At 68.7% G+C, this 15914-nt stretch carries 17 protein-coding genes and 1 tRNA gene; 10 read left to right on the top strand and 8 right to left on the bottom strand.

Annotated features, from left to right (window positions below):
• Positions 1-15: 15 nt before the first annotated feature.
• The 4 genes from LCH29_RS40875 to LCH29_RS40890 form a co-directional block, all read right to left on the bottom strand.
• The gene (locus tag LCH29_RS40875; RefSeq protein ID WP_446466751.1) at positions 16-663 is read right to left on the bottom strand and encodes an O-methyltransferase; all 648 of its coding nucleotides are present in this window, start codon (positions 661-663) and stop codon (positions 16-18) included.
• A 191-nt stretch (positions 664-854) separates the two neighbouring features.
• Positions 855-1502, bottom strand: a complete 648-nt coding sequence (locus LCH29_RS40880; RefSeq protein WP_234364862.1) for a cupin domain-containing protein — start codon at positions 1500-1502, stop codon at positions 855-857.
• 90 nt (positions 1503-1592) lie between these two features.
• Positions 1593-2033, bottom strand: a complete 441-nt coding sequence (locus tag LCH29_RS40885; RefSeq protein ID WP_039939711.1) for a GlcG/HbpS family heme-binding protein — start codon at positions 2031-2033, stop codon at positions 1593-1595.
• A gap of 82 nt (positions 2034-2115) precedes the next feature.
• A complete protein-coding gene (locus LCH29_RS40890; RefSeq protein WP_446466752.1) occupies positions 2116-3579 on the bottom strand; it encodes an MFS transporter in 1464 nt (487 codons plus the stop codon).
• A 375-nt stretch (positions 3580-3954) separates the two neighbouring features.
• Between LCH29_RS40890 and LCH29_RS40895 the strand changes: the two genes are divergently transcribed.
• The 6 genes from LCH29_RS40895 (at position 3955) to LCH29_RS40920 (ending at position 9997) form a co-directional block, all read left to right on the top strand.
• Positions 3955-5574 carry an FAD-binding oxidoreductase gene (locus LCH29_RS40895; protein ID WP_446466753.1) on the top strand — a complete coding sequence of 540 codons (1620 nt, stop codon included), beginning with the start codon at positions 3955-3957 and terminating at the stop codon, positions 5572-5574.
• A gap of 159 nt (positions 5575-5733) precedes the next feature.
• On the top strand, positions 5734-6321 hold the full coding sequence (locus LCH29_RS40900) for an RNA polymerase sigma factor (RefSeq protein ID WP_446466754.1): 588 nt from the start codon (positions 5734-5736) through the stop codon (positions 6319-6321).
• Positions 6318-7133 (top strand): MGMT family protein, encoded by an 816-nt coding sequence (locus LCH29_RS40905; protein WP_446466755.1) that lies wholly within the window; start codon positions 6318-6320, stop codon positions 7131-7133. Before LCH29_RS40900 ends, LCH29_RS40905 begins: the two co-directional genes overlap by 4 nt.
• A 55-nt stretch (positions 7134-7188) precedes the next feature.
• Positions 7189-7740 (top strand): methylated-DNA--[protein]-cysteine S-methyltransferase, encoded by a 552-nt coding sequence (locus LCH29_RS40910; RefSeq protein WP_446466756.1) that lies wholly within the window; start codon positions 7189-7191, stop codon positions 7738-7740.
• 154 nt (positions 7741-7894) lie between these two features.
• Positions 7895-9127, top strand: coding sequence for a class I adenylate-forming enzyme family protein (locus tag LCH29_RS40915; protein WP_446466757.1), 1233 nt, complete (start codon positions 7895-7897; stop codon positions 9125-9127).
• 132 nt (positions 9128-9259) lie between these two features.
• Positions 9260-9997: an SDR family NAD(P)-dependent oxidoreductase gene (locus tag LCH29_RS40920; protein WP_446466758.1), complete on the top strand. Its 738-nt coding sequence runs from the start codon at positions 9260-9262 to the stop codon at positions 9995-9997.
• A 48-nt stretch (positions 9998-10045) separates the two neighbouring features.
• Here the strand turns inward: LCH29_RS40920 and LCH29_RS40925 are convergent, their stop codons facing one another.
• Positions 10046-10843 (bottom strand): AfsR/SARP family transcriptional regulator, encoded by a 798-nt coding sequence (locus LCH29_RS40925; protein WP_446466759.1) that lies wholly within the window; start codon positions 10841-10843, stop codon positions 10046-10048.
• A 483-nt stretch (positions 10844-11326) separates the two neighbouring features.
• On the opposite strand from LCH29_RS40925, the gene LCH29_RS40930 reads away from it, so the two are divergent.
• Positions 11327-11686, top strand: coding sequence for an AfsR/SARP family transcriptional regulator (locus tag LCH29_RS40930; protein WP_446466760.1), 360 nt, complete (start codon positions 11327-11329; stop codon positions 11684-11686).
• A gap of 209 nt (positions 11687-11895) precedes the next feature.
• On the opposite strand, the gene LCH29_RS40935 is transcribed toward LCH29_RS40930, so the two are convergent.
• On the bottom strand, positions 11896-12639 hold the full coding sequence (locus LCH29_RS40935) for a class I SAM-dependent methyltransferase (protein WP_446466761.1): 744 nt from the start codon (positions 12637-12639) through the stop codon (positions 11896-11898).
• A 78-nt stretch (positions 12640-12717) separates the two neighbouring features.
• Between LCH29_RS40935 and LCH29_RS40940 the strand changes: the two genes are divergently transcribed.
• Positions 12718-13251, top strand: a complete 534-nt coding sequence (locus LCH29_RS40940) for a GNAT family N-acetyltransferase (protein ID WP_446466765.1) — start codon at positions 12718-12720, stop codon at positions 13249-13251.
• Positions 13252-13267: 16 nt separating this feature from the next.
• Here LCH29_RS40940 and LCH29_RS40945 read toward each other — a convergent pair whose 3' ends face one another.
• Entirely contained in the window at positions 13268-14032 is a 765-nt protein-coding gene (locus LCH29_RS40945) for a class I SAM-dependent methyltransferase (protein ID WP_446466762.1), read from the bottom strand.
• Positions 14033-14150: 118 nt separating this feature from the next.
• On the opposite strand from LCH29_RS40945, the gene LCH29_RS40950 reads away from it, so the two are divergent.
• A complete protein-coding gene (locus LCH29_RS40950) occupies positions 14151-14735 on the top strand; it encodes a TetR/AcrR family transcriptional regulator (protein ID WP_446466763.1) in 585 nt (194 codons plus the stop codon).
• Positions 14736-14757: 22 nt separating this feature from the next.
• Here the strand turns inward: LCH29_RS40950 and LCH29_RS40955 are convergent, their stop codons facing one another.
• Positions 14758-15564, bottom strand: a complete 807-nt coding sequence (locus tag LCH29_RS40955; protein ID WP_446466764.1) for a nucleotidyltransferase — start codon at positions 15562-15564, stop codon at positions 14758-14760.
• Between the two features lie 176 nt (positions 15565-15740).
• On the opposite strand from LCH29_RS40955, the gene LCH29_RS40960 reads away from it, so the two are divergent.
• A tRNA-Trp gene (locus LCH29_RS40960) sits at positions 15741-15818 on the top strand.
• Positions 15819-15914: the final 96 nt, after the last annotated feature.

Genomic DNA, 15914 nt, shown 5'->3' on the forward strand with positions numbered 1-15914 from the left:
GCCGATGTGTGGGCGTCAGGTCCTTTTGCGGACCATCGTCAATCCGTCGCCGATCGACAGAATGACGGCCTCGACGCGCTCGTCCGCGGCCACATGGGCGTTGAAGGCGTGCATCGTGGCGCCTTCTCCGTCCCGGTCGTCGACGACGGTTCCGAACCAGAAGACGTTGTCGACGAGGATGACGCCGCCGGGACGCATGCGCGGCACCAATTCCTCGTAGTAGGCGATGTAGCTCTGCTTGTCCGCGTCGATGAAGGCCAGGTCCACGACCGGATCGGCCGGCAGGGAACGCAGCGTCTCCAGCGCCGGGCCGAGGCGGAGTTCGATTTTTTCGTCGACACCCGCCTCCTTCCACGCCTCCCTGCCGAGGCTGGTCCATTCCTCGCTCACATCACAGGTGAGGAGATGGCCGTCGACCGGCAGGCCCTTGGCGATGCACAGGGCCGAGTACCCGGTGAAGGTCCCCACCTCGATCGCATTCCGCGCCTGCATGATCTGCGTGAGGAAGGTGAAGAACGTGCCCTGCGGAGTACCGATCTGCATCCGCGCCCGCTCACCGACTCCGGCGGTTCGCTGAATGAGATTCCGCTGCGGCTCATCGACCGGGACGCTGTTTTCGACCATGTACGAATACAAGCGCTCAGATACCGTCGTTGGTCTCATGCCAAGAAGTCTTCCAGAGGCAGCACTAGAGGCCGTCTAATAACTGTCTAGAAAAGTGGAATTAAAGGCTTCGCTTATCTCGGGGCATAAAAAAGGCAGCACAAACCACAGAGTGGTCTGTGCTGCCTTTCCCGGGCCTGCGAGCGGCCGATTCAGCCCGGGATACTCCAGGTCAGAGGTGCCAGGTCAGTTCAGTAGTGCCAGGCCAGGACCTCGTCGGGGAGATCCTCCAGAACCGCGATCTCAGACGGCTTGCGGTTCATGTACTCGGGATTGCACCCCACGTACCCCAGGCGACGGGCGACCGGTGCGAGGATCTCGTAGAGAATGCGCTGCCGCTTCCAGGACGGCTTGACGAACCGCAGCACATCCTGGAACTCCAGGGAGGTCACCGCCCGCTGGAGCAGCTTGGGCATCCCCTCGGCGTTCGTCTTTCCGTCCACCGCGAGGCAGAAGAGCTGACGCATGACCATCTGCTCGAAGCGCGTGCCGTTTCCGATGACCTCGCATATGGCGTAGGTCTTGTCACCCGTCGGGTTCCACCAACGGTGCTCGATTCCCGGCTGGATCAGAATGCTCTGTCCCACCTTGTCGAGCACCGTCTTACGACCGCCCTGGATGACTGCGAGCTTTCCGCGCACGAGGGTGAAGCGTTCATGGCTGATCGGATGAATGTGCTCGCCTGCGGCGAAGCCGCCGGGTTCGACATACAGATCCATCACCGAGCGCTTTCCCCCGGTCTCCGAAGCCGGCGTGCGGACCACGATCCGCTCGCCGCAACGGGGGTTCTCGTAGACCTCTCCAGGGCTGACGTTCACCGGAATCTCTCCTTCGTCCACGACGCTTCTCGCAACGTGACTACAGCCTGCGCGCCAAGGCCCTGGGCACGCACTCACATTCTTGCCCTCGCATTCACCACCACCGTCCGGTCAGACGATGGCAGCCGCTCCCGCCCGGGCGACGTTCAGGTCCTCGTCCCCCATTCCGCCGCTGACGCCGATGGAACCGACCGGAGTGCCGTCGGAAACCAGCGGCAGACCGCCGGAGAACAGCGCCATACCGGGCTGGCTGGCCAGGCTGCTCACCAGGACCGCGTCCTGCTTGATGGCCTCCGCGAATTCATTGGTGGGCGTACGGACGACGAGCGCGGTGCTCGCCTTGTTCTGCGCGACGCTGGTGGCCACGGCGGGGGCACCGTCCATGCGCGCCAGCGCCTGGACGTGGCCGCCGGCGTCGAGGACGACGATCGCCACCCGAGCGCCCAGCTCCTCGGCCTTGCGCAGCGCCGCGGTGATGCCCTGCTGGGCGCCGGCGAGGGTGATCGTGCGGGTCTCGGTGACGGTGGCGCCGAGCTGCTCGACAGTGGTCATGGGTGTGCCTTTCGTGGAACCGGCCGGAGCCGGATGGGACAACAGGGAAGAAAGAAGAGAGCGGACGGCGCGGGAGCCGGGCTCAGGCGGTCGACTCCTCGCTCCGGGCCGCGGCACCGGAGCGGAAGAAGGCGGCCACGAGAGCGGCGACCGCGAGGCTCGCCACCGCACCCACGAGCACCGCCAGGTGCATGCCGTCGAGCGTGTCGGCGATGCTCGCCTCCACGCCCTCGGTCGCGTCGGCGCCGAAGACCGCGACGGCCGCCAGCACCGGGGTGCCCAGCGTGAGGGCGATCTGCTGGCTCATCGTGCTCAGACCGGTCGCCAGCCCCTGCTCCTCATTGGGCAGGCCGGAGGTGGCGATGACCGTGTAGGAGACGAGACCCATCGCGTGGCCGAAGAAGGCGACCGCGACGGCGATGAGGACGATGTAGATCCCGGCGTCGCCCTGGTCCACGGTGAGCAGCCCCAGGAGGCCGAGTCCCTGGACCGTGAGGGCGGTGACGAGGGTGCGCTTGCTGCCGATGGCGCCGATCACCTTGGGGGCGAGGAGGCCACCCGCGATGGCCGCGATGCTGGACCCGCCGAACGCGAGACCCGAGGCGAGCGGCTTGTAGTCGAGCACGTCCTGGAGGTACAGCGTCATCTGGAAGACCACCGCGCTGGGCATGCTGACGACGAGGAGCCCGGCGAAGTTGCCCCAGCGCACGGTGGGCCGCTTGAGCACGCTGACCGGCGCCAGCGGGTTGGAGCTGCGCAGCTCGATGAACCAGAAGGCGACCAGCAGCACCGCGGCGAGGATCAGGCAGCCGATGACGACGGGGTCGCCCCAGCCGCTCTGCTCGGTCGCGGAGATGCCGTAGACCAGGCTGACGAGACCGCCGGTGACCGTGACCGCACCGGGAACGTCGAGGCGGTTGCGGGTCCGCTCACTGCTGTCGCTCAGGACACGCGGGGCGAACGCCAGGATGAGCACCACGACCGGCAGGTTGATCAGGAACGCCCAGCGCCAGCTCAGCAGCTCGGTCAGCACCCCGCCGAGCACCGAACCCAGCGCGAAGCCACCGGTGAGAAGGGTGCCGTTGAGCCCAAGGGCACGCTGGCGGAGGGGGCCTTCGGGGAAGGACGTGGTGAGCAGCGACATCGCGGCGGGTGTCGCCATGGCCGTGGCGAGACCCTGCCCGATGCGGCCGGCCAGGAGCATGCCGGGCGACTGGGCGAGGCCGCCGACCAGCGACGCGACGCCGAGGATGAGCATGCCCACCAGGAAGAGGTTCCGCCGACCGAAGAGGTCGGCGATGCGGCCGAACAGCAGCGTGAAGCCCGCGGCGGGCAGCATGAATCCGGTGACGATCCACTGAAGGGTGCTCAGCTCGAAGCCGAGGTCGGACCCGATGGTCGGCACGGCGATGTTCAGCACGGAGAAGTCGACCGCGAGCATGAACTGGGCACCGAGCAGGAGAACCAGGATCAGCCGGTGCCGGGGCGTCATCCGATCCTCTGCGGGTTTGTCCCGCGCCTCACTAATGGCATCGAGCTCGGTCATGGCTTTCCTCTCCTCTGATGACTCTCGCGTCCGTCGGCTCGCACCGCGCCGCTGTGGCGTCTTGAGGGCCGGACACCGGCCCACGGCGCGGCCCGTGATCGAGCCGACGGGAGGAGAAACACCGTCGAGCGCCGGGGGGTTGCATCGCCGCGGAAGCCCAGTGGCCGACGGCTTCCGCCCGCGAATTGCGGAGCAATATTCCGGGTGAGGGGCCCGTCGAGCGGCAAGTAGCGTCGCCCGCGGCCGTCGCGCGCTGCGCCGGAACCGGCTCGCAGCCTCCACGACGACGGCCAGAGAGGCCATGTGATGACAGACAGCAGAGGCGGGATGGAACGGCGACGTTTCCTTTACGGGGGCGCCTCCGTTGGAGGAGGAATGCTGCTCGGCGGCACGGCCGGTACCGCGGCGGCCGCCACGACGCGGGACGCCGCGACGCGTGCCGCGGCGGCGGGGGACGCCGTCGCGATCACACCCGCCGACCGGAACTACGCGGATGTGGTCAGAGGCTGGAACCAGCGGTACATAGGCAAGCCCGAGAAGGTGCATCTGGTCACCACGACCGACCAGGTGGTGAAGGTCACCCAGCAGGCGGTGAAGGAGGGCAAGCGCCTCGCGGTGCGCAGCGGCGGGCACTGTTTCGAGGACTTCGTCTACCACCCGGACGCGAAGGTCGTGGTCGACCTGTCGGAGATGCGCCAGGTCGCCTTCGACGCCGAGCGCAAGGCGTTCATGGTCGAGTCGGGGTGCCAGTTGCTCGACGTCTACGAAGGGCTCTACCGCCGCTGGGGCGTCGTCATCCCCGCGGGCATCTGCCACCAGGTCGGCGCGGGCGGCCACGTCAGCGGTGGCGGCTGGGGGATGTTGTGCCGTCTGCTGGGCCTCGTCGTGGACCATCTGTACGCGGTCGAGGTGGTCGTCGTGGACGCTTCGGGCACCGCCCGGGCGGTCGTCGCCACCCGGGAGGAGTCGGACCCGAACCGCGACCTGTGGTGGGCGCACACCGGCGGGGGCGGCGGCAACTTCGGCATCGTCACGCGCTACTGGTTCCGCAGCCCGGACGCCAAGGGCTCCGAGCCCTCGGCCCTGCTCCCCCGCCCTCCGGCCGAGGTGCTCATCAACGCCGTTTCCTGGCCGTGGAGCTCGCTCTCCCGCAAGGACTTCGACACCCTGGTGAAGAACTACGGCGCCTGGCACGTCGAGCACAGCGCCCCGGGCGACCCGTACGCCGGGATGTGCAGCTACCTGGGGCTGAACCACCGGTCGAACGGCGCCATCGGGATGATCACCCAGATGGACGCCACCGTGCCGAACGCCGAGCAGATGCTGGCGGACTTCGTGGCCGCCATCAGCAAGGGTGTGTCCGTAGCGCACGAGGCGGCCACCACCAGGACGGGTGAGCTTGCCGCCATGCCCGAGCTGGTGAAGCCGCGCCGCATGCCGTGGCTCCAGGCGACCCGCTACCTCGGCACCTCGACCCTGACGCTCAACGACCCGACGCTGAAGGGGGACTTCAAGTCCGCCTATATGCGGGCGAACTTCCCCGACTCGCATCTCGACGCGCTCTACAAGCATCTGACCAGCGACGCCATCGACAACCCCACCGCATCGGTACAGCTGAGCTCCTTCGGCGGCCAGGTCAACGCGGTCGCCCAGGACGCGACGGCCTCCTCGCACCGCAGCTCGGCATTCAAGATGTCGTGGATGCTGTACTGGACCGACGCGGCCGACGAGGCCAAGTCGCTGGCCTGGATACGGGAGTGCTACCAGGAGGTCTACGCCGAGACGGGCGGCGTGCCGGTGCCGAACAAGATCACCGACGGCTGCTACGTCAATTACCCGGACATCGACCTCGGCGACCCGAAGTACAACACGTCGAAGGTTCCGTGGCACGACCTCTACTACAAGGAGAACTACCCGAAGCTCCAGGCCGTGAAGAAGAAGTACGACCCGCGGAACGTCTTCCGGCACAGCCAGTCGGTGGGGCTGCCCGACTGACGGGTACGCACTGACCCGTACCCACGCTGCGCGGACACCGCACCGGCTGCCGATTCCGGCGGCCGGTGCGGTGCTTCGGCGTACCGGTCCGGCTCCGCTCCCGGGCGCCGCGGCGCGGGCTGTGCAACCATTGCTGACGTCCCGGTGTTTCTGTAGCTGATGGACGATATGGCGGAGCAGCTGACCGAGCGCCTGGCGTCAGATCTGGATGACGGCTTCACAGAGCTGGTCCGGGTCCACGCCTCGGCGGTGCGTGCCTTTCTGTTCCGGGTCTCGGGATCGGCCGCCGAGGCGGACGACCTGGGCCAGGACACCTTCTTACGCGCCTATTCGGCGCTCCAGACCTACTCGCCGGAGCGCCGGCGCAAGCTGAAACCCCGGGCCTGGCTGATGACGATCGCGGCGAACGTCTGGCGCAATCATGTGCGTACCAGCGTCCGTCACCCGGTCTCGGCCACCCGCGCGGAGGACGCCTGCGGCAGCTGGCCGGACGAGAGCCCGGGACCGGAGGAGCTGGCGGCGACGTCCGCCGACCGCACGGTTCTGGTCAAGGCGCTCACCGAGCTGCCCGAGAAGCATCGCGTCGCGGTGGTGATGCGCCATGTCATAGGGATGAGTTACAGCGACATGGCCGAAGCCCAGGGCTGCCCCGTGGGTACCGTCAAGGCACAAGTATCAAGAGGGATCGGCACACTACGTGAGATCTTGACACCCGAGGCGGCGGTGTTGGGGGAGGTGACCAGATGAACTACCGGAATGATGAGGAAGAGCGGCCCGCGGAGGGACAGTTGGAGCACGCCTTGGCCGATCTCGCGGCCCCTGCCCCGGCGGACTTCGCCCTGAGGGTACTTCAGCGCGTAGGAATTCCGCGAGAGCGCTACGACACCTACAGCCATCTTGACAGCGTGGCCGGCGGCCTCTTCGTGGCCTACAGCCCGGACGCGGTGACCGGCTCGGCCGTCGACACGATGGTGGCCGACGCGGACGAGTTCGAGCGGTTGCATCACGCCCGCACCGGCCGGACCGCCATCCGCGCCTCGGCGCCCTTCCCCGGGCTGCGCCCCGCCTTGCGCACGGGCCGGGCGAAGCGACTGCCGATCGACCTGGGAGATCTGACCGACGTGGAGCGCGCCGTGCTCCACGCGGTGCGGTCGATCCCCTCCGGCCAGCTGCGGCCGATCACCTGGCTCGCGCGAGAGGCGTCGCTGCCCTCCGCCACCAGGCCGATCGTCGAGGCTCTGGCCAAGAACCCGGTGCCGGTGCTGATCCCCTGCCACCGCGTCACCTATGAGGGCGGAGCGCCCTGCGACGCCGCCTATGCGGACCGCGTCGGGGATGCCCTGCGGAGCGCGGAGGGCATCGACATGGACCGGCTGGAGGAGCTGACCCTGCGCGGGGCCGTCTTCCTCGGCAGCGACACCACGCGGATCTACTGCCATCCGACCTGTGCGCACGCCCGCCGGATCACCCGGCCGCACCAGGTTCCGTTCCGTACCGCCGGGGATGCCCGGCAGGCGGGCTACCGTGCCTGCAAGAGCTGTCGTCCCGCAACGGTCTGAGCCTCCGGCACGGAAAATGCGGAAAAAACGGAGAAGCGGAGAAGGAGGAAGGTCCATGCAGTCCGAGGCCCGTGCCCCGGTGACGTCCGTGGCGCTCGCGGAGGAGTCGACCCCGTGTGGCCGGCTGGTCCTCGCGGCCACGAACGAGGCTTTGCTCGCCTGCGCGTACGACACCGCGGAGGCCGTGTGCCGGCGCGCCACCCGTGCGGTCGGCAGCGGGGTGGAGTTCCGGACGGAGGCCGACGCCGCACCCGGCCAGTTGGCCGTGCTGACCGAGGCGCGGGACCAGCTCGCCGCGTATCTGGCCGGGAAGGTCCGCTCGTTCTCCGTTCCCCTGGACCTCTCGCTCGCCTCCGCGTTCACCGCGCAGACGGTGCTGGCGCTGGAGGCGTTCGTGCCCTACGGCCGCACCGCCACCTACGGGGAGCTGGCCGCCGCGCTGGACCGCCCGCGCGCCGCGCGGGCGGTGGGGATGGCGCTCGGCTCCAATCCGCTGTGCGTCGTGCTGCCCTGCCACCGCATCGTCGGGGCGAAGGGTTCACTGACCGGATACGCCGGAGGGGTCGCCGCCAAGCAATACCTGCTCGCGACGGAAGCGGCCGCCTGACCGGGAGATTCGCGCTCGCCGATCGCTTCCGCCGCACCGGTTCCCCTCCACTGCACCTCCGATGCAACCTTCGGCGGCTGTCCGGTGTTTTCCCAGTGACGGCGCATGAGGTCCTCTCCGGCGCCGAGCGGTGGAGCGGGAAGGGGAACCCGTCATGGCTGCATATGTGGACCCGGAGCCCGACTGGTGGGGTGCCGAACTGCTGGGCGCACCACCGGGCAGCGCCCTCTGGGCCCAAGCCGGTCACGGCGTCACCTATCACACGTTGCGGACCCAGGTCGCCCAGATGCGGCGGCTCTTCGACGCCTATGGGATCCGTTCCGGACACACCGTCGCCCTCCAGGGTGCCCATAGCTTCAGCCAGCTATGGGCCCTGTTCGCCCTGTGGTCCTGCGGCGCCCAGGTCATGCTCATCGGGCCGCATCTGCGCGGCAAGGAGCTGGGCCGCCAGCTGGACTGGTGCCGGCCCCAGTTCCATGTCTCCTTCGACGCGCCGGGCCACGGCAAGGAAACCTTCCACGATGAGTGCGAGGTCTTCGTCCGCCGCCTCCTCAGAGGCCGCCCCGCCGCCACCGATCACTGCTTGGTCCAGTTCACCTCCGGGAGCACCGGGTTCGCCAAGGCCATCGGCCGGACACCCGAGTCGCTGCTGACCGAGCTGGAGCGGTTCAAGACCGTCGGCGGTATGCCCGAGCCCGGATCCCGGGTCCTGGTCCTCGGTCCGCTCGCGCACTCCTTCAGCCTGGTCGGCGGCGTGCTGTACGCGACGAGCACCCGCAGCACGGTCCTGCTGGCCCCCCACTCGGGCCGCCGTACCGTGCTCCGTACGGCGATCCGGTCGGGGGCCGACACCATCATCGGGTCCCCCCAGCACTTCGCCGCTCTGGCCGAGATCGACCGTCCCGTGCGGATCCCTCGGCTCCGGCTGGCGATATCCGGCGGTGAGCGGATGGCCCACCGGGTGTACACCCGCTTCGCCGAGCGTCATCGGGTGCGGATCGGGCAGGCCTACGGCACCACGGAAACCGGGATCATCGCCACGGACCCCACCGGGTGGTACGGGCCCGACACCGTCGGGATGCCGGTGCCCGGCCTCCAGCTGCGACTGGTGGACGGGGAGTTGCAGGTGCGCCTCGACCGCTCTCCGTATCTGCCGCAGGCGGGGCCTCCAGGCCGCTTCCTTCCCGATGGTGAGCACACCCGGGCCGGCTGGCTGCGGACCCGTGATCTGGTGGAGCAGGATCCGGCGAGCGGAGCGCTGCGTGTCCTCGGCCGTTTCGACCCGCTGGCCGACCGGCGTGCGCTCACTCGCGGTCTCGACCAGATCCTGCTCGCCGACCGCACCCTGGTCCGGCACTTCGAGCGGGATGGTCAACCCGTGTGCTGACGGGTGCGCTTCGCGCCACTTCCACACAAAGCCGCACTTAACGGTGTGCAACTCCCTGGGAGCATACGGTGTTCATAGTGTGTACAGCACATTGCCGATGCATCCAGGGAGAGCTTTTCGATGGAGTCCACCTTGACCGGCAAGACCGTTGTCATCACGGGGGCCGGCAGCGGGATCGGTCGTGCCACGGCGCGAGCTTTCGCTGACCACGGGGCGAATGTGCTGGCTGTGGGAAGGACACTCGAAAAGCTTGAGGCCACCGCGAAGGGGCGGCCGTCTATCACACCGGTGGAAGCGGACATCAGCGAACTGGACGCCCCTCAGGCGATCACCTCGCAGGCAGTGGCGGCCTTCGGTGGCATCGACATCCTGGTCAACAGCGCCAGCGTCTTCCGGCCGACCCACCTCGGCATGATCACTCCATCGGAGTTCGACGAGTTCATCGCCGTGAACCTCCGGGCCCCTCTACTGATCACCCAGGCCGCGCTGCCCTGCCTGGAGCGCGCGGGTGGGACCGTGGTGAACATCAGCGCGGCCATCGGCCAGCATGGCTGGCCGGGCCTGTCCGTATATGGCGCCACCAAGGCGGCGCTCGACTTCTTCACCCGCTCCTGGGCAACCGAATTGGCCCGGAGCTGCATCCGGGTGGTGTCCGTGGCTCCGGGGCCGATCGAGACGCCGATCCTGGAGAACAACGCGCTTGACGACCAAGCGGTGATGACCGTCCACCAGACCCAGGAGCAGATACCGATGGGCCGGTTGGGCACGGCGGAGGAGATCGCGTGGTGGATCCTGAACTTCACGGACCCACTGGCCAGCTATGCGACGGGTGCCATCTTCGCCGTGGACGGCGGATACACCGTCGTGTAAATGATCCGAATCAAGAGACGATCAAAGGACCGGGCCCATCCGGGCACGTCAGATGCCGTTGACAGGAGAGGAGTTGAGAATGCTGTATTGCAGACGGCTGATCGTGTGGCCGGGCTCGATACCCAGCTCCGACACGAGACCGACACGCAGGCGATGGAACACTTCGAGTGCCTGCGCTCGGCGCCCGGCCTTCTCCAAGGCGCGCATATATTGGGAGTGCAACCCTTCATGATAGGGATACTCGGCGGTAAGTGCGGCGAGGTCGGCAGTGACCTCCAAGTGGCGCCCAATCTCGATCTTCGCTTCGGCGAGCGTTTCCAAGGCCCCCAGCCGGGACTCCTCGTACTGCCGCCGCCGGGATTCCAGCATCCTTCCGACGACCACATCAGCGAACGCCGACCCTCGCCAGATCCCCAAAGCATCGCCCAGATGACTGACCCCGACGGAAAGGTCGCCATTGGCCAACGCTTTGCGCCCCGAGTCGACCAGCTCTTGATAGATCCGGTAGTCGAGCCGGGCGAACGACTCGCTGAACATGTAGCCACCGGCATGCGTCGTGAGGGCATCTTCGATGATGACCTTGATAGGGAGCCTGGTGGCCTGACTGAGAGCCTTCCGTGCCTGGAGTATGTACGTCTGGACGACCCTGAGGGCACTGGCCGGAGGGCGCTCACCCCATAATTCACGAACGAGCGACGGCAGCGACACAACCTGATCAGGGTGAGCCACCAACATCGCCAACACGGTGCGAGGCTTGTGGGCCAACGCCAGGCTCTCCACCTCGCCGTCGTCGACGAAACGCAGCATACCGAGAACCTGCACACTCTTTCCCTTGGAATTCCCCATCCAGCTCCCCCTGTCGTTGCATATAGTGCAATGCTTTATCAGAGGCCTGCATGGGCAGGCATTCACTTCATTCCCTTAGCAAGGGACGGTACGACTGCCAAGTGCACGTGTCAACTAACGTGGCCGATCATGACCACCTGAACGCATTTTAAGATAAAAAACATGCGAATCGGTTTCCGGCCACACAACCGCTCTCACCAGGCTCAATGGCTGCGGCGAAGCCGCTTAGGGGAGCATGGAATCCATAGATGAACTCTCGGATGCCGCGAGATGAATCGAGTCAATAGCGAAAATTCAGCCAAGACCGCCGCTCGATATTACCTCCCGGAGGGCCAGCAAATACAAAGCACATATCTTACCTCTCCCAGAAGTAGGGGAACACTTAGTTAACCCCCGCGGCACACCCCATGGCACGACCTTCTGAGGGATCTTGTGGGCGCCGATAAATCACACTCCCGGCTCCCGGCCGGTTGCCGGGCGGCCATGGGAAAATCAGCGGGGATCTGGGGTGAGCACCCGCCCGCCGATGCGACGAACGCCCTCCAGGGCCTGGCGTCCCAGCTGGGGAAGGCGCTGCCGGGCGGAGTGGTCGAGGGGCGGACGGACGGCTACCGGCTGGCGGTGGAGCCCGACGCCGTCGACGCGGTGGGGTTCGAACGCCTCGTCACCGCGGCCCGGGCCCGCACCGACGAGAGTGCCCGGCGCGCACGGCTGCTGTGCGAGGCCCTCGGACTGTGGCGCGGTGCGGCCATGCAGGACGTCGGCCTGCGGGACAGCGCCGCGTTCGACGCCGCGATCGCCCGGCTCCACGGGTTGCGCTGCACCGGCGACTCGGGATCGTGACGGCCATGCTGGGCGACGAGGCGCAACAGGCGGACATCCGCGCGGTGACGCACGACCAACGCCTGGCTCGTGCGGGCGGCCTCCGCGATGCTGCACCAGGAGGATCCCGGCCGCCGCAGCGAACGACGGGCCCCGCACGTCAGCCAGAGCTACACCGGCTGGGTGAAATAGATCTTCCCGGACTGATCACCGGCCCCATGGGAGCTGCGTCAGAGGTCGGCGACCAGTAGCCGGTACCCGATGTCGATGGCCTCGAGCCCGAGGAGATCGGCGTGGCGGAGATGCCAGCGCCCGGTCGTCACGTCGTCCGCGAGCCGGGCCAGCCCGGGCGCGATGACGGTCTCGCCGGTCTGCGCGAGCAGGGAGATCCCCGCGCGCACCTGCGGGTCGAGGTAGGCATGCGGACGCCGCCAGTACGCGGCGGCGAACCCGTCCGTGCAGTCATGCGGAACCAGCACCGGCTCCCGGCGCGCGCCACCGAGCAGGTCAGCCAACTGCTCGGTGGGGACGGCACGGGTGTCGTCGAACGCGGCGGCCTCGGGGAGGTACTCCCGTACGAGCCAGAACCGTTCGCGGAAGATGCGCTGGTCCCAGGTCAGGATGACGATGCGGCGGCGGGCGACCCGGCGCAGCTCCCTGATTCCCGCCGCCAGGTCGGTCCAGTGGTGGACCGTCAGCACTGCCATGACCGCGTCGGCGGCGTCGTCACACAGCGGCAGCCGCTCGGCGACCGCCCGCACCGCGGGCGCGGATCCGGACGGGCGCTGGGCCAGCATGACGCGGCTGGGCTCGACCGCGAGAACCGTCTGCACCGGTTCGTACGAACCGGTGCCCGCGCCGACGTTGATCACGTCCGCGACGTCCCCGAGTGCGGCGTGGAGCTGCGCGGCGATGCGCGGATCGGGTCGCCGTGTCCGGGCGTATGCCGCGCCGAGCGTGTCGTAGGTCGCCATGTTGGTAAGTCTGCCCAGCGGGCCGCGCGCACCCTCGCGCGGAAACAGGCATCGAGTCCGCCGGGTTCGGCTGGGATGATGTGTCGGGTGACCTCCAACTCTGCTGGGCAGGCACCTACTTGGTGGCCCGTCCATCTGGAATCAGCCCGCCTGACACTACGGCCGGTGGCGGCAGACGATCTGCCGTCCATCGAGCGCTTGTGGCGCGACGAGCGGGTTCGCCGCTTCCTCGGTGGCCCGGTGCCCGAGGAGAAGATCGCACTCCGGCGCCACCACCTGCCCGGGGCGCCCGGGGCGTTCGCCACCGAGGACCGCGCCACGGGTGCGTGCATCGGGCTGGTCACCGTCGAGCCGGGCTCGCCCCGGGGTGGCGCCGAGGTCTCGTACACCTTCCTGCCGGAGTGGTGGGGACGCGGCCTGGCCCGGGAGGCGGCTGCCGTCGCCGTCCAGTGGGCTCGGGAGCTGCCGGGCGGAAACCCAGTGGTGGCCGTGACGCAGAGCGCGAACACAAGCTCCCGGCGCCTGCTGGAGGCGATCGGCCTGTCCGCGGACTACGAGACGGTCGCATACGGCCAGCCGCAGACGGTCTATGTGACGGAGCACCGTAGTTGACGGAGCAGCGGCTCACTCAGGCGGTATCGGTTCGCGTCGCGGCGACCGCCACGGTGGCGTAGTGCATCGTGAAGCTGCCTCCCGCGGCGTCGATGGCGGTGGCGACGCCCGCCAGCACCTCGTCCAGCTTGGTCTGCGGGAGCCGGGTGAAGGCGCCCTGCGTGGCGAGTTGGTCCAGCCACTCGTCCCGCGTGTAGGGCTGCTCCCAGTCGAATCGCCACTGCTCGGGGTCGGTGAACGCGCCTACCTCCCGTATCCCGGCGGCCACCTGGGCACACAGCGCCGTGTACCCCTCCGCGGCGGGCACCGCCCATTGGCGGACGGCGATCGAGTCGGGGATCACACGGCGGTAGACATCGGTGAAGGCTTCCGTCAGTTCGGGCGAGGGTTGGCCCGCGTTCCAGAACAGGGCCAGCAGCCCATGGGGACGCAGGGACTGCGCCGCCTTGGCGGGTCCGGCGATCGGGTCCACCCAGTGCCAGGTCTGGCCGGAGACGACGGCGTCGAAACTCCGGCCCGCCGGGTCCCAGTCTTCGAAGGGCGCCACCTCGACGTCGAGTCCGCACCGGCGCGCCAGGTCGGCCATCCGGGCGTCGACCTCGACGCCCAGCACCCGGGAACCGGCCGCGGCGAACTGCCGGGCCACGATGCCGGTGCCGCAGCCGACGTCCAGGACGTCCGGGCCGGGGCTGGCGGCAACGATCCGGTCCACCAGGGCCTGAGGGTAGCGGGGCCGAGCCCGGTCGTAGCGCTCGGCGTCCGAGCCGAACGACTCCGCCACCTGTCGGTGGTGATGGGGCGCGTGTTCGGAGCGAGGGGCTCGCTCCGGAGGTAAGGTGGGCATGTGCCCACTATGAGTGGGCACATGCCCACCCGTCAAGGGAAGAAGGAGTTGCGCGGTGCCCACGGGAGTAGCCATCCGCGATGTGCGCGACCAACTGTTCAATGCCGCCGAGCGCATCCTGCTCCGGGACGGGCCGAGCGCCCTGACCAGTCGGGCGGTCACCACGGAGGCGGGCTGCGCCAAGGGCGTCCTGCACCGGCACTTCGCCGACTTCGACGCCTTCCTCGCCGAACTCGTGCTGGACCGCGTCGCCCGGATCGACGGCCAGGCCGCCGCCCTGCGTACGTCCGCCGGAACCGGCACCGTCGCCGACAACCTCACCCAGGCGCTGATGGACCTGTTCGGGCCGGTCGCGGTGTCCATCGTCAGCCTCGTCACCTCCCGGGACGAACTGCGCGCCCGGCTGCGGGAGGCCAGGCCCACCGGCATCCCGATCCTCACCGACGCCGCGACCGCGATCGCCTCCTACCTCACCGCCGAACGGGAACGCGGCCGCGTCACCGCGGATGCCGACGTCGACACGCTCGCCCCCACCCTGATCGGGGCCGCGCACATGCTCTTCGCCGACCGCCACGGCACCCCGCCGGAGGCTGGCGCCGTCCGCAAGGTCGTGACCACGGTCATTGCCGGGGTCGAGTAAGAGTCGCTGCGTGAATCGACCTTCAGGGACGCGGGGCTCTCTCGCCGTGCACGGCGGTGTACTCGGCCGCGAGCCAAGGTCCGAGGTCGTCGATGACCATCCCGAGCACCGCCGGATCGGCCGAGGGCACACGCCCCATGGACGCGGCGACGCGCATCTGCTCGACGCGCTCGGGGTAGTAGCGGCCGAACAGCTCCGCGGACTGGTCGAGGTCGCTGGTCCAGCCGCCCCATCGGGGCATGATCAGGGTGAATCCGGTGCGGACGGTGCGACGGCCGACGCGACGGCTGAGGGTCCGGCGTTCGGCGTCCGTGGTGGCTTCGGCCGCCTTCGCCCGCCAGTGGGGAAGCAGGCGGGGCAGGTCACCGTTGGTCTCGCGGGCGAGGAGGGCTGTGGGGCGGTAGCGGGGCAGCTGTTCCGCGAGGTCGGGGCCCAGCAACGGGGTGCAGAGGCAGGCGATGAAGAATCCGGCGTCGTGGCGTTCGATGTCTCTGAGCAGGAACCGCGTGCTGGTCACCAGGATCCCGGCGCCGTCGATCTGCGGGAACGCGCGGTCGAGCGCGGCCTCGATTGCCGTGGCGTCGGCGCGGTCGGCCTCGGTGGGCTCGTCGTGCAGGGCGAGTTGGAGGTCGAGGTCGGAGACGCCGGGGGTGGCGGTGCCACGGGGGATGCTGCCGTAGAGGTAGGCGCTGTGCAGGCGCGTGCCACCGAACGTCCCGGTGAGGTGAGCGCGGGCGGCATCGACAACGGGGGCGAACGCTTCCGGGACGCGGTCCAGTGCGCCTTCGCGTGCGATGGTTCCGTCGCGGTCCAGCCCTCGTTCGTTCATGGGGCCACTGTGCCGTGTGCCGCTGTGCGCTGCCGAGCGGATTTCGACGCGGCCGTCGCGTGCACGTCGACCTCGCCGACCGCGAACCGCCGCCACCGTACGGCGGACAGAGGGTCGCGGGCCCTCAAAAACCCCTGGCCGGGGGCCTCGGGCCGGTGCCAGACTGGCCGTGCTGAAGGGGCGTAGCTCAGCCAGGCCAGAGCAGCGGACTCCAAACCCGCGCGCCGCAGGTTCGAATCCTGCCGCCCCTGCCATGTGATGTCGCAGGACATCGGAATGACCCCGAACCCACGATTGGGTTCGGGGTCATCGTCGTTGTGGGCCGGGTGGGCGGCCGGTCGGCTGGTAGT

Source organism: Streptomyces sp. BRA346 (assembly GCF_052851135.1).

Coding starts and splice junctions, on each gene's coding strand:
- LCH29_RS40890 (WP_446466752.1), bottom strand. CDS start 3,579: ATGACCGAGCTCGATGCCATTAGTGAGGCGCGGGACAAACCCGCAGAG.
- LCH29_RS40900 (WP_446466754.1), top strand. CDS start 5,734: ATGGACGATATGGCGGAGCAGCTGACCGAGCGCCTGGCGTCAGATCTG.
- LCH29_RS40955 (WP_446466764.1), bottom strand. CDS start 15,564: ATGAACGAACGAGGGCTGGACCGCGACGGAACCATCGCACGCGAAGGC.
- LCH29_RS40925 (WP_446466759.1), bottom strand. CDS start 10,843: ATGGGGAATTCCAAGGGAAAGAGTGTGCAGGTTCTCGGTATGCTGCGT.
- LCH29_RS40905 (WP_446466755.1), top strand. CDS start 6,318: ATGAACTACCGGAATGATGAGGAAGAGCGGCCCGCGGAGGGACAGTTG.
- LCH29_RS40940 (WP_446466765.1), top strand. CDS start 12,718: ATGTGTCGGGTGACCTCCAACTCTGCTGGGCAGGCACCTACTTGGTGG.
- LCH29_RS40935 (WP_446466761.1), bottom strand. CDS start 12,639: ATGGCGACCTACGACACGCTCGGCGCGGCATACGCCCGGACACGGCGA.
- LCH29_RS40895 (WP_446466753.1), top strand. CDS start 3,955: ATGCTGCTCGGCGGCACGGCCGGTACCGCGGCGGCCGCCACGACGCGG.
- LCH29_RS40910 (WP_446466756.1), top strand. CDS start 7,189: ATGCAGTCCGAGGCCCGTGCCCCGGTGACGTCCGTGGCGCTCGCGGAG.
- LCH29_RS40930 (WP_446466760.1), top strand. CDS start 11,327: ATGGGAAAATCAGCGGGGATCTGGGGTGAGCACCCGCCCGCCGATGCG.
- LCH29_RS40885 (WP_039939711.1), bottom strand. CDS start 2,033: ATGACCACTGTCGAGCAGCTCGGCGCCACCGTCACCGAGACCCGCACG.
- LCH29_RS40875 (WP_446466751.1), bottom strand. CDS start 663: ATGAGACCAACGACGGTATCTGAGCGCTTGTATTCGTACATGGTCGAA.
- LCH29_RS40915 (WP_446466757.1), top strand. CDS start 7,895: ATGGCTGCATATGTGGACCCGGAGCCCGACTGGTGGGGTGCCGAACTG.